The organism is Vibrio sp. T11.5 (assembly GCF_027587155.1).
Taxonomy (GTDB): domain Bacteria; phylum Pseudomonadota; class Gammaproteobacteria; order Enterobacterales; family Vibrionaceae; genus Vibrio; species Vibrio neptunius.
The window spans coordinates 1-359 of the sequence record NZ_JAPPTP010000084.1 but is presented as its reverse complement, the minus strand read 5'-3'; the positions used below and the strand labels follow the sequence as shown (position 1 = coordinate 359).

The 359-nt window shown below is 56.0% G+C and carries 1 protein-coding gene; it reads left to right on the top strand.

Going from position 1 to position 359, the window contains the following annotated elements:
* Positions 1-359 (top strand): hypothetical protein (locus OH455_RS23305; RefSeq protein WP_269982950.1); only part of this gene is annotated, 359 nt, incomplete at both ends.

The window sequence follows — 359 nt, the reverse complement described above, 5'->3', positions numbered from 1 at the left end:
CACCCGAAGAGAAGGAGCCAGCCTTCGCTTACGCGGTCGAATACGCGTGCGAGATGAGTTTGTACAGCAAGGCAGTCGAGCCGCACATAGGCAGCCTGCTAGGCAAGACCGCACAAGAAAGCCGACTCTCTCAATGGCGTCAAGTCGCCAATGGCCCTCATACCCGCAGCATGGTCTCGATAGACAAGCAAGAAACCCAACAATTGTGGGTGGGAAGCAAAGCCCCGCTTCCGGTTAATGCCGAACTCCGTTGGTCAGACATCATCCCTCAAGACAAAGACCACCTCACTATCGAATACGCGTTTGTGCCAATTCGCCCCGCGATCCAAATCGGCGAAATGCTCGGCCTACCGACCGAG